The following is an 11,816-nucleotide window of genomic DNA, read 5'->3' on the forward strand; positions in this document are numbered from 1 at the left end:
CAGGGGGCGGCGGCGATGGCGCGGTGGCGGTGGCGCGGTGGCGGCGGCGGTCGGCGAGCCGCCTCGGTCCGCCCGCGGGCGCGGGAGCAGGATGGGTGCCTCGCGATCCAGGAGGAGGGCGCCCGCATGGACTTCCGTGACCCGCCGAAGACCGCCGCGTGGCAGCACATCAAGGCCCGTACGGGCTTCGAGGTGGTCTACTTCCAGCCCTCCGCCGACGGGTGGCGCGTCAACGGCTGCACCACGGCCGTCGAGGACGGCCGCACCTGGTCCGTCGAGTACGAACTCGAACTCGACGCCGCCTGGGCCACGCGCGGCGCGCACCTCGCGGGCCGCTCCGCCGACGGCCACCGCACCGCGTCGATCGTCACCGACGGCGCCGGACACTGGCAGATCGACGGCAGGGTCTCGCCCGAACTCGACGGCTGCCGCGACATCGACCTCGAATCCTCGGCGATGACCAACGCCCTTCCCGTGCGCCGCCTCCGCCTCGCGGACGGCGACCGCGCCGCGGCGCCCGCCGCGTACGTACGCGCCGCGGATCTGACCGTGGAGCGTGCCGACCAGAGCTACGCGCTCGTCCGCGACACGTCGGGCGCGCAGCGCTACGCGTACGCCGCGCCCGGCTTCGGCGTCGAGTGCCGCCTCACGTACGACGGTTCGGGTCTGCTCCGCGACTATCCGGGCCTCGCGATCCGCGTCGTCTGAGCGGCGGGATCGGCTCACGAGGAGCCGCCGAATCCTGTGCCGGGGAAGACACGTCGGCTCCGGGCTTGAGTCTCCGGTGGCTGGAAGGTCCAGACTCCCGGTCATGAGCGACGCACACCCGGAATCCCTCACCATCGGACAGCTCGCCGACCGTACCGGCGTCTCCGTACGCACCATCCGCCACTGGTCGGACGTCGGCGTGCTCACGCCCGACGGACGGTCCGCCGGCGGCTACCGGCTCTACGGCGCCGGATCCGTGGCACGCCTCGAACTGGTCCGCACACTGCGGGAGTTGGGGTTCGGCCTGGACGAGGTGAGCCGGGTCCTGCGGAGCGAGGCGACGGTCGCGGAGGTCGCCTCCGTCCATGTCGCCGCTCTGGACGCCCGTATCCGTGCGCTGAAGCTGAGCCGGGCCGTCCTGTCCACCGTCGCGGAACGCGGCTCCACCACTGAGGAGACGGCACTGATGAACAAGCTGGCGAGACTCTCCGTCGACGAACGCAGGCGCATCGTCGAGGACTTCATACGGGAGGTGTCCGACGGGGTCGAGGGCGCCCCGGACATGAGCGAGCGGCTGCGCCGCTCCCCGGTCGACCTGCCCGACGACCCCACCCCCGAACAGGTCGACGCCTGGCTCCAGTTGGCCGAACTGATACGGGACCCGGACTTCCGTGCCGGGATGCGCAGGATGCTCGAACTGAGCGCCCCCGGCTCGCACGGCGGACACATCTGGTTCACGCGGCATGTGATGGAGGAGGTACGCGAGGCACGCGAGGACGGAACGGGCCCCGAAGACCCGGACGCCGCGGGGGTGTTGAGCGGACTGTTCGGCGACGCCGACCGTGCCGAGGTCCTGGAGGCTCTCGACGTCGGGCTGGCGGCGGGAGCCGAGCGCTACCGCGAACTGCTCCACGCCGTCCGCGGGAACGACCAGCAACCCTCCCGCAGCGAGGACTTCACCTGGCTGGGCCGGGCGCTGCGGGCGGAGATCCGACGTGGCGCATCGTGACCTTGAAGCCGCCCAGCCCGTGCCGGGCGACGTCGCGGAAGCCGTGCCGCTCGTAGAAGGCGCGGGCCCGTGTGTTGACGGTGAGGACGTCGAGGAACAGCGCCCGGCCGCCTGCGGCCGCCGCCTCGGTGACCGTACGCAGCACACGGGCGCCGACGCCCTGCCCCTGGTGGTCCGGGTGGAGTTCGAGCCGGGCCAGGTAGAGCCGGTCCGGATGCTCCTCGACGACGAGATTGCCCGCGTCGGCGCCGCCGACGGTGACGACCTGCCACGATCCCGGCCTGAACACCCGCTCGTGGTACGCGCGTTGCTCGGCGTCGACCCAGCCGTGCACGGCGGCGACGTACGCGCCCATCGCGGCCTCGTGGACGCGCAGACAGAACGCGGAGTCCTCCCACGTCGCCGGGCGCAGAGCGACGTCCGCCACGTGGCTGCTCATGGTGCTGCTCCTCGGACCGGCTGCGGCGGGCCCGGGGAGCCGTGACGGCTGCGGCCCGCGGGCGCAGTCTCGCACGGCTCCCCGGTAGGCCCCTTACGCTCCCGTACGGCCCGCGGTCCCCGCTCCGCTCCGGTCCGGCTCAGGTGGTGCCGCCGTCCTCCCAGTCGGAGCAGACCGCCTTCGAGGAGCCCGAGGTGCAGACCTTGAGCGCGGCGTCCCGGCCCTCCGGATAGTTGCGGGTGTACTCGCCGGTCGTGAAGCGCGCCGTCCCCTCGCCCTTGACGCTCAGATACGCGACCGTCTTGTGGCCGTTGGCGAAGCCGTCCCGCACGTAGAGGTATTCCTTCTCGTCGCCGGAGTCGGGATAGAAGTCGACCCGTACCGACGAGCCGCCCTTCTTGCAGTACGCCGTGTAGTAGTCGGGATTGCTCGGCACGTTGACGCGGCCCCCGTCGCACTTCCAGGAGGCCGTGGTGCCTTCACCGGCCTGCGCCGCCTGGGCGGGCACGGTTCCGGCGCCGGTCACGGCGACGCCGAGCAGTGTCGCGGCGAGCGCCGCCTCGGTCCATGCGCGCCGGCGCGAGGCCGGCCGCAGACGTGGCGGGACAGAGCGGAGACGAGACGGCATGAGATCCCCCGTGGTAGATGCGGTGTCCGCCCGCCCGTGCGGGCCGGTCACGCGGCGCGGCATACAGCCGCGGCGCGTGACCGGCCCTTCGGCGGGCCGCACAGGTGACGGTAGGGAGGATCGTGCGGGCGTCCCAGCCCTTTCGGCCGTGCCCGTAACAGCCGTACGGGGGCGGGCGCGTGGGCCCGTCCCCGTACGGTCGTCAACTCCTCGCGTCAGCCGAGCAGTTCGTACGCCGGCAGGGTCAGGAACGGCTCGTACTTCTCATCCAGCGCGACCCGCAGCAGAAGCTCGTGCGCCCGCTGCCACTCGCCGGCCTCGAAGGTCTCGTCGCCCAACTCGGTGCGCAGTTCCGTCAGATCCTCGTCGGCGACGCGGCGCACCAGCTCCGGCGTGACGCGCAGCTCGCCCTCGGGGGCGTCGCGCAGCACCACTCCGGCGTTGACCCACTGCCAGATCTGCGAGCGCGAGATCTCGGCGGTGGCCGCGTCCTCCATGAGGCCGAAGATGGCGACGGCGCCCGAGCCGCGCAGCCACGCCTCGATGTAACGGGTGCCGACCTGAACGGCGTTGCGCAGCCCCGCGTATGTGGGCACCGCGTCCGTCGAGGCGACGTCGATCAGCTCCTCGGCGGTGACCTCCACGTCCTCGCGCAGCCGGTCCTTCTGGTTCGGGCGGTCGCCGAGCACCGCGTCGAAGGACTCCTGCGCGACGGGCACCAGGTCGGGGTGGGCCACCCAGGAGCCGTCGAAGCCGTCGGCGGCCTCGCGGTCCTTGTCGGCGCGCACCTTGGCGAACGCCTTCTCGTTGGCCTCCGGGTCGCGGCGGTTGGGGATCTGGGCGGCCATGCCGCCGATGGCGTGGGCGCCGCGCTTGTGGCAGGTGCGTACGAGCAGTTCGGTGTACGCGCGCATGAACGGTGCCGTCATCGTCACCGCGTTGCGGTCGGGCAGGACGAACGAGGGGCCCGCGTCACGGAAGTTCTTCACGATGGAGAAGAGGTAGTCCCAGCGGCCGGCGTTCAACCCCGAGGCGTGGTCGCGCAGTTCGTAGAGGATCTCCTCCATCTCGTACGCCGCGGTGATCGTCTCGATCAGCACGGTGGCCCGGACGCTGCCCTGCGGGACGCCGCAGTAGTCCTGGGCGAAGACGAAGATCTCGTTCCACAGCCGCGCCTCCAGGTGCGACTCCAGCTTCGGCAGATAGAAGTACGGGCCCTTGCCCATGTCGAGGAGGCGCTGGGCGTTGTGGAAGAAGTAGAGCCCGAAGTCGACGAGCGCGCCCGGCACTTGCTCGCCGTCCACGCGCAGATGGCGCTCGTCGAGGTGCCAGCCGCGCGGACGCATCACGACGGCGGGCATCTGCTCGGCGGGCCCCAGCTTGTAGGACTTGCCGGAGGACTCGTCGGTGAAGTCGATGGTGCGCTCGTAGGCGGCGATCAGATTGAGCTGGCCGCCGACGACGTTCTCCCAGGTGGGTGCCGAGGCGTCTTCGAAGTCGGCGAGCCAGACCTTCGCACCGGAGTTGCACGCGTTGATCGTCATCTTGCGGTCGGTCGGGCCGGTGATCTCCACCCGGCGGTCCTCCAGCGCCGGCGGACAGTCGGCCACCGTCCAGTCGCCGTCGCGGACATCGGCGGTGGTGGGGAGGAAGCCGATCGTCGAGGTGCGGGCGATCTCCGCCCGCCGCTCCGTGCGCTGTGCCATCAACTCGTCACGGCTCGGCGTGAATCGGCGGTGCAGGGCGGCCAGAAAGTCCAGCGCCCCGTCGGTCAGCACCTCCTCCTGACGCTCCACGGGAGTCGCGGCGACGATCTCGACGGCGGAGGGCGCTCCTGCGGGCATGGTGGGTCACTCCTTAAGGCGGCGGCGTGCGGTGGCCGCCACCGGATCGCGTGGTACCGGCACGGAGTGCCGCGGGGCGGGCGGCGCTCGTGGCAGCGGTCCGGTCTCCGCGGGCGAAGCACCGAACCCTTCTGAACAGTGGAGACTAGTTTCCTTATGGTGGAACAATCAAGGGTCTGTTGACGTCGAGAGACCTATGACACGTCCATCGGTCCGTGTGCTGACCCCGGGTGCCAGTCGGGTCCCGTCACGGGCGGACGCGGCGGACGGCACGAAGGGCGCGCACGGCGCGGACGAGGTGCTGGGTTCCGTGCCCGTACGGTGCGAAACCCGTACGGGCCGGGGCGTGTTCGCGGCTCCGTTCACGTCGCGCGCTCCGCCCGCGTCGTCATGCGCCGGTGCGCCGCAGCCGTTCCAGGTCCTGCGGGGTGTCGATGTCCGCGGGGTCGGCGATGTCGCCGCACTCGACCAACTCGATCTCGTCCGCGTGTGTGCGCAGATACTCACGCGCCCCCTGATCGCCCTCCGCGCTCTTCGCGATCCCCGGCCAGTGGTCCGCCCCGAACAGCACGGGATGTCCGCGGCGCCCTCCGTAGGCGGCGGCCGCCAGCACGCCGGGCGAACGCCCGAGCACCCGCACCCGGCCGACCGCGCCCGCGCCGATGCCCGGCTGGTCGACGAGCAGCACCAGCGCGGCGTCCGTGCCCGTACCGGTCAGGGAGTCCAGGCCGAGCCGCAGCGACGTGCCCATGCCCGACTCCCAGTACGGGTTGTCCAGCACGGTGCAGCCCGAGAGTTCGGCCCGTGCCCGCACCTGTCCGGCGGCGGCGCCCAGCACCACGTGCACGCGTTCGCAGCCGCCCGAGCGCAGCGTGCGCACGGCGTGCTCCACCAACGGCCGCCCGCGCAGCGGCAGCAGCGCCTTGGGCCGCCCGCCCAGTCGCCGTCCGCCGCCGGCCGCGAGCAGCAGCCCGGCCACCGCGGGGGCCGGTGCCTCCGCCTCGTCCCTGTGCCGTCCGGTCGTCATGCGGACCTCTCCTCGTGCGGGCTCGCCGCCGTGCTGTGCCGTGTTCTGTCCTGCGGTCCCGCGCTGCGCGTCCGCGTCGTGGTGTGCCGTCCGTCGTTCCCCGTCCGCCTTCCTACCGTCTCGCGGCCCGGCGCGCGCCATCGGTGACGTACATCCATAACGCACGATTCGGTACGAGGGGTGTGAGGCGTTGCGAACTCGGCGTCGTACGCCCCGAATTTCGCCCTCCGTGTGGCGCGATGTGCAGAGAGTGTCGTTTACTTGGGCGGGCCGGTGGCGTTCGATCCTGTGGGGGACAGACGCACGGCGCCATCTCTGTGGGGGAGAACTGTGGTGCGAAGCGATGCTGTGGGGCAGCGTGGGATATCAGTGGTCGACGGCGGGCGCGACCCGCGCGTCGCCGGACTGAGCGCTGCCGTGTCCCGCCTCCGGGACGAACTGGACGCCTACCCCGCCCAGTTGCGCGACAGGCGCGCCGCCGAGGACGAACTGGCCGCGCTCGACGCACGGATCGCCGCGGGCGGCCCGACGTGCGAGGAGCTGCGCCACTCGCTGCTCCAGATCCTCGCGGCCGTGGGCTCGGTGAGCGCGCTCTCGGAGCCGCTCTCCGGGCTGCGGAACGCGATAGAGCTCTTCGGCGAGCCGTCGGGGTACCGCAGGCTCAACTGAGCCCGGCGGCAGGGCGGTTCACCGGCGTCCTGTCCGCCGTGCCCGATCTGCCCGTCCCGTCCCGTCGTGGTGTCGGCGGGACGTCAGGGAATCGTTCCAGTCCTTACGTGCCGATGACGCACGGGCCCGAGCGGTGGCCGTGGTGTGCCCCCGGCGTCAGCGTGGCCCGGTGAGGGCAAGCGGAGGCACGTCATCCGCCCTGCGCCCCACGGGCGTCGCCCTCTCCGTGCCGGCCGGCAGAGGGGCTGCTGATCTTGGACGTTTTCCCTGCCCGCGACCCGTCCCCGCGCGGTGCGCGCCGAGGTCACCGTGGCGTACGCCGTGACCGTGCCGTGCGGGGTCACCGGTACGTACGGACGGATCGTCCCGTACGGACCGAACGGGCCCGGCGTGCTCAACGGGCCGTCGCACGGCGGTGGTTGAGCGGCTGCGTTGCGGTGCTGGTGCGGGGAGTGCGGGCCGTGCCGGTGGGCGTGGTCGTCGCCGGGGTGGTGGCGCTGAGCAGCATGGCGCTGGTGCTGCACGCGGTGGACGCCTGGCCGTTCGCGCGTCCCGACGCAACGTCCCGGCCCGTGCCCGGCGCCCGGCTCCCGCTGCCGCCGTCCGCCGTGGGCTCCGGCGTGACGCCCCCGGACGGACCGCAGGACGGCGGCGCAATGGGCGGCCCCGGCATGGGCAGTCCCGGGATGAGCGGTCCCGGCATGAGCGGCGGCATGGGCATGGCCCCCGGAGGTTCCGGCGGAGCGGGGGACTGCGGATGTACGGCGACGTGGCATGTCGACGCCCAGAGCGAGGACTTCCGGGCCACGGTGCGGGTCACCGCCACGACGGCCACGGCCGTCCGCGGCTGGCAGGTCAGTTGGCGTTGGGCGGACGGCCGGCGCCTGGTCGACGGCTGGAACGGGACCTTCCGCGCCTCGGGGACCTCGGTCTCCGTGCGCGGACGCGAGGGCCGCATGCGGATTCCTCCGGGAGGCACCACGACGTTCGGTCTCCGGGCCACCGGAACCGGCAGCCCCGCCCCGCGGCTGACCTGCCGCACCCTGTGACGTGCGGCCCCGTCGCGCCGTACAGCCCCGCTCGTACGGTCAACACCCCACGCCCGCGCGGGAGTTCAGCCGCCGTTCGTGCCGTTCGTGCCGTTCGTGCCGTTCGCGCCCGAGCTGGCGAGCGCCTTGGAGAGCTGCTCGGCGACCTCGTGCATCAGCGGGACGAACTTCTCCGTCGCCGCCTCCGTGACCCGCCCGGCCGGTCCGGAGATCGAAATCGCCGCCGCCGTCGGGGAGTCGGGCACCGAGACGGCGATGCAGCGCACGCCCAGCTCCTGCTCGTTGTCGTCCGTCGCATAGCCCGCCTCGCGGACGTGCTCCAGTGCGGCCAGAAAGCCGTCCGGCGTGGTGATGGTGCGCTCGGTCGCCGCGGGCATCCCCGTACGGGCGAGCAGCGCGCGCACCTGATCCGGTGCGGTATCGGCCAGCAGCGCCTTGCCGACGCCCGTGGAGTGCGGCAGCACACGGCGTCCGACCTCCGTGAACATCCGCATCGAGTGGCGTGAGGGCACCTGCGCGACGTAGACGACCTCGTCGCCGTCCAGCAGCGCCATGTTGGCCGTCTCACCGGTCTCCTCGACCAGCCGCGCCAGATACGGGCGCGCCCAGGTGCCCAGCAGCCGGGAGGAGCTCTCGCCGAGCCGGATGAGGCGCGGGCCCAGCGCATAGCGCCTGTTGGGGTGCTGGCGTACATAGCCGCAGGCCACGAGGGTGCGCATCAGCCGGTGGATCGTCGGCAGCGGGAGTCCGCTGCTGCCGGACAGTTCGCTCAGTCCGACCTCGCCGCCCGCGTCGGCCATCCGCTCCAGCAGATCGAAGGCGCGCTCCAGGGACTGGACGCCGCCCGAGCCGCCGGACTGTCCCGCGGAGCCGCCGGAGGGGCTCGCGGGGGCGGGTGCGCTGGCGGCGGGGTCTGGACGGTCGGACGACGGCACGTCGCGTTCCTTTCCTGCGGGATGGGGCGCATGCTACCGGCCGCGGACCGGCCGCCTCGCGGTCGTCGATCATGCGGACCCCCGGAGAATCCCGAGCCGGGACCGGAACGATCGCGGGAGGAGATCCGCGGCAGATTCTGGATATCGGAAGGGTACTTCCAATTAACGGAACCCACCACGGACTGTGTCTTGACGGGGCAGCGGCCCGGCCGGAGGATCGAGCCTCAACAGATTGTTGAAAGCGAAGGGGTGTGGTCCGGTGACCGGCGTCCAACTCGTCCTGCGCTCCACGCGCGTCGTCACCCCCGAGGGTACGCGGGCCGCGTCCGTCGGCGTCGCGGACGGACGGATCACGGAGGTGGGTCCCCACGACGCTCCGGTGCCCGCCGGCGCGCAGCTCGTCGACGCCGGCGACGACGCGGTGCTCCCCGGCCTCGTCGACACCCACGTCCACGTCAACGACCCGGGCCGCAGCCACTGGGAGGGCTTCGCCACCGCGACCCGCGCCGCGGCGGCCGGCGGCATCACCACGCTCGTCGACATGCCGCTCAACTCCCTGCCGCCGACCACCACCGTCGGCCATCTGCGGACCAAGCAGCAGAGCGCGCGGCCCCAGGTGTACGTCGACACCGGCTTCTGGGGCGGCGCCGTCCCGGACAACGTGGCCGATCTGCGGCCGCTGCACGAGGCGGGCGTGTTCGGCTTCAAGTGCTTCCTCTCGCCGTCCGGCGTCGAGGAGTTCCCCCGACTCGGCCCGGACGAACTGAAGTCGGCGCTCACCGAGATCGCCGGGTTCGGCGGGCTGCTCATCGTCCACGCCGAGGACCCCGCGCATCTGGACGCCGCACCGCAGCGGGGCGGACCCGCCTACGCGGACTTCCTCGCCTCCCGGCCGCGCGCCGCGGAGAACGACGCGATCGACCGACTCATCGCGCTGGCCCGCGAGTTGGACGCGCGCGTCCACGTCCTGCATCTCTCCTCCTGCGACGCGCTGCCCGCCCTCGCGCGCGCCCGGCGGGAGGGCGTGGCGCTCACCGTCGAGACCTGCCCGCACTTCCTCACGCTGTGCGCGGAGGAAGTCCCGGACGGGGCGACGGAGTTCAAGTGCTGTCCGCCCATCCGCGAACGCGCCAACCAGGACGCCCTGTGGCAGGGCCTGGCCGAGGGCGTCGTCGACTGCGTCGTCTCCGACCACTCGCCCTGCACCGCGGATCTGAAGGACGGCGACTTCGGCACGGCCTGGGGCGGCATCTCCTCGCTCCAACTCGGGCTGCCCGCCGTGTGGTCCGCGGCCCGCGAGCGCGGGCACACCCTCGACGACGTCGTGCGCTGGATGTCCGCGGGACCCGCACGGCTCGCCGGACTGGACGGCCGCAAGGGAGCCGTCGCGCCGGGCCACGACGCCGACTTCGCGGTCCTCGCCCCGGAGCGGACCTTCACCGTCGACCCGGCCGGGCTGCACCACCGCAACCCGGTCACGGCGTACGCGGGCAGCACGCTGCACGGCGTCGTACGGAGCACCTGGCTGCGCGGCGAGCGGATCGCCGAGGACGGCAGGCCGCTGCGGCAGTCCGGACGGCTGATCGAACGGGACGGGCGGACCGTACGGAGCGAGCCGCCGGGGGAGCCGGACCGAACGGCGCCGCCCCGCTGAACAGCCGGGCCGCGCAGACCAGTTGACCCCAGCCGATCCCGTACACCGATCCGATTCCGCACACCCTGCCGATCCCATGCACCGATCCAGTCCACCGATCCGCTCCGATCCATCGAGCCGATCCATCGAGCCGACCGAGAGGCACCGCATGACGCACCCGCCGCGCTTCACCGGCGCCGCGAACCCGTACGCGGGCGGCGATCCGTACGCCGACTACCGCACCGCCGACCTCCCCTTCGCCCACCTTCCGGACCTGGCCGACCGCCGTCTGGGCGCCTCGGTGATCGCCGCGAACGACGAGTTCTTCGCCGAGCGCGAGAACCTGCTCAAGCCCTCGCGTGCCGAGTTCGACCCCGAACGCTTCGGCCACAAGGGCAAGATCATGGACGGCTGGGAGACCCGCCGCCGGCGCGGCACCGGCGCCGCCGCCCCGCACCCGGCCGGAGACGACCACGACTGGGCCCTCGTACGGCTCGGAGCGCCCGGCGTCGTACGCGGAGTCGTCGTCGACACCGCACACTTCCGCGGCAACCACCCGCGGGCCGTCTCCGTCGAGGCCGCCTGTCTGCCGGGCACGCCCTCGCCCGAGGAGCTGCTCGCGGAGGACACCGCGTGGACGGTGCTCGTCCCGGAGACGGAGGTGGGCGGGCACGCCGCCAACGGATTCACCGTCGAGGACGCCCGGCGCTATACGCATCTGCGCCTCAACCAGCACCCCGACGGCGGTGTCGCGCGGCTGCGCGTGTACGGCGAAGTCGCCCCGGATCCCGAGTGGTTGACGGCGCTGGGCACCTTCGACCTCGTCGCGCTGGAGAACGGCGGCACCGTCCAGGACGCCTCCGACCGCTTCTATTCGCCGCCCGGCAACACGATCCTGCCCGGCCGTTCACGGCAGATGGACGACGGCTGGGAGACGCGCCGCCGCCGCGACACCGGCAACGACTGGATCCGCTACGCGCTGACCGCGCAGGCCGAGGTGCGCGCCGTGGAGATCGACACGGCGTACCTCAAGGGCAACGCGGCGGGCTGGGCGGCGCTGTGGGGCAGGGACGCCCCAGCGGACGGGAACGGGAACGGGAACGCGGACGAGGGCGCCGAGGGCGAGTGGCGCGAACTGCTCCCGCGTATCCGGCTCCAGCCCGACAGCCCGCACCGCTTCCTGCTGCCGCCCGGCACCCCGCCCGTCACCCACGTACGGCTCGATGTCTTCCCCGACGGCGGCATTTCGCGGCTGCGCCTGTACGGATCGCTCACCGAGCGAGGCGCCCGTGACCTGGCCGAAAGGCACCGGAAGCGAGCCTCGGAAGAGTGAACGTCCGGGAAAAATCCCTTACTTGGCGTTGACATGTCATCTACGCGCGTCAGCATGGAGGCATGAGATTCCCCCCACGAATCGCGCGCATCAGCGCCATCAGTGCCCTGTCCCTCGGCCTTCTCGTCGGCGGTCCGGCCGCGCTCGCCCAGGCGACCGCGGACGCGCCGAAGGCCTCCGCGCCCGCGGTCGTCGCGCCCGCGGACGTCGGGAAGATCTGCGAGTCGAAGCTTCCCAAGGAGGCGCACGAGACGCTCGACCTCATCGACAAGGGCGGCCCCTACCCGTACCCGCAGGACGGGACCGTCTTCGAGAACCGTGAGGGCATCCTCCCGGACCAGGACTCCGACTACTACCACGAGTTCACCGTGGAGACGCCCGGCTCCGACGACCGCGGCGCCAAGCGGATCGTGACCGGTGAGGAGAAGCAGGAGGACTACTACACCGAGGACCACTACGAGTCCTTCGACAAGGTCGACTTCACCTGCTGACCTGCTGACCTGCTGCGTCAGAGCGGTGCCCGGCCGGCCCTGCGCGGGCCG

At 72.5% G+C, this 11,816-nt stretch carries 12 protein-coding genes; 7 read left to right on the forward strand and 5 right to left on the reverse strand.

Annotated features, from left to right (window positions below; translation table 11 throughout):
- Together AN218_RS32880 and AN218_RS32885 are read left to right on the forward strand one after the other, a co-directional pair.
- Positions 1 to 708: putative glycolipid-binding domain-containing protein (locus tag AN218_RS32880; RefSeq protein ID WP_244900903.1), on the forward strand; the 708-nt coding region annotated here is incomplete at its 5' end.
- 103 nt (positions 709 to 811) lie between these two features.
- Entirely contained in the window at positions 812 to 1,717 is a 906-nt protein-coding gene (locus tag AN218_RS32885) for a helix-turn-helix domain-containing protein (RefSeq protein WP_070020683.1), read from the forward strand.
- On the opposite strand, the gene AN218_RS32890 is transcribed toward AN218_RS32885, so the two are convergent.
- From AN218_RS32890 to AN218_RS32905, 4 genes are all read right to left on the reverse strand, one after another.
- Complete coding sequence (locus AN218_RS32890) at positions 1,665 to 2,156, reverse strand: GNAT family N-acetyltransferase (RefSeq protein ID WP_070020684.1); 492 nt, start codon at positions 2,154 to 2,156, stop codon at positions 1,665 to 1,667. The genes AN218_RS32885 and AN218_RS32890 overlap by 53 nt on opposite strands.
- A gap of 139 nt (positions 2,157 to 2,295) precedes the next feature.
- Positions 2,296 to 2,784 carry a hypothetical protein gene (locus AN218_RS32895; protein ID WP_070020685.1) on the reverse strand — a complete coding sequence of 163 codons (489 nt, stop codon included), beginning with the start codon at positions 2,782 to 2,784 and terminating at the stop codon, positions 2,296 to 2,298.
- Positions 2,785 to 2,999: 215 nt separating this feature from the next.
- Positions 3,000 to 4,628 (reverse strand): malate synthase A, encoded by a 1,629-nt coding sequence (gene aceB, locus AN218_RS32900; RefSeq protein ID WP_070020686.1) that lies wholly within the window; start codon positions 4,626 to 4,628, stop codon positions 3,000 to 3,002.
- A gap of 388 nt (positions 4,629 to 5,016) precedes the next feature.
- On the reverse strand, positions 5,017 to 5,655 hold the full coding sequence (locus AN218_RS32905; RefSeq protein ID WP_070020687.1) for a nucleotidyltransferase family protein: 639 nt from the start codon (positions 5,653 to 5,655) through the stop codon (positions 5,017 to 5,019).
- Positions 5,656 to 6,024: 369 nt separating this feature from the next.
- On the opposite strand from AN218_RS32905, the gene AN218_RS32910 reads away from it, so the two are divergent.
- Positions 6,025 to 6,324 carry a DUF5955 family protein gene (locus tag AN218_RS32910; RefSeq protein WP_338059660.1) on the forward strand — a complete coding sequence of 100 codons (300 nt, stop codon included), beginning with the start codon at positions 6,025 to 6,027 and terminating at the stop codon, positions 6,322 to 6,324.
- Positions 6,325 to 6,785: 461 nt separating this feature from the next.
- Positions 6,786 to 7,373 carry a cellulose binding domain-containing protein gene (locus tag AN218_RS32915; protein ID WP_070020689.1) on the forward strand — a complete coding sequence of 196 codons (588 nt, stop codon included), beginning with the start codon at positions 6,786 to 6,788 and terminating at the stop codon, positions 7,371 to 7,373.
- A gap of 65 nt (positions 7,374 to 7,438) precedes the next feature.
- Here the strand turns inward: AN218_RS32915 and AN218_RS32920 are convergent, their stop codons facing one another.
- On the reverse strand, positions 7,439 to 8,308 hold the full coding sequence (locus AN218_RS32920) for an IclR family transcriptional regulator (RefSeq protein ID WP_070020690.1): 870 nt from the start codon (positions 8,306 to 8,308) through the stop codon (positions 7,439 to 7,441).
- A gap of 259 nt (positions 8,309 to 8,567) precedes the next feature.
- Here AN218_RS32920 and allB point away from each other — a divergent pair, with 259 nt between their 5' ends.
- From allB to AN218_RS32935, 3 genes are all read left to right on the forward strand, one after another.
- Complete coding sequence (allB, locus tag AN218_RS32925; protein ID WP_070020691.1) at positions 8,568 to 9,962, forward strand: allantoinase AllB; 1,395 nt, start codon at positions 8,568 to 8,570, stop codon at positions 9,960 to 9,962.
- Positions 9,963 to 10,110: 148 nt separating this feature from the next.
- Positions 10,111 to 11,274: an allantoicase gene (alc, locus tag AN218_RS32930; RefSeq protein WP_070020692.1), complete on the forward strand. Its 1,164-nt coding sequence runs from the start codon at positions 10,111 to 10,113 to the stop codon at positions 11,272 to 11,274.
- 62 nt (positions 11,275 to 11,336) lie between these two features.
- Positions 11,337 to 11,765, forward strand: coding sequence for a guanyl-specific ribonuclease (locus tag AN218_RS32935; protein WP_070020693.1), 429 nt, complete (start codon positions 11,337 to 11,339; stop codon positions 11,763 to 11,765).
- Positions 11,766 to 11,816: the final 51 nt, after the last annotated feature.

It is taken from the genome of Streptomyces nanshensis (assembly GCF_001751255.1).
GTDB lineage: Bacteria > Actinomycetota > Actinomycetes > Streptomycetales > Streptomycetaceae > Streptomyces > Streptomyces nanshensis_A.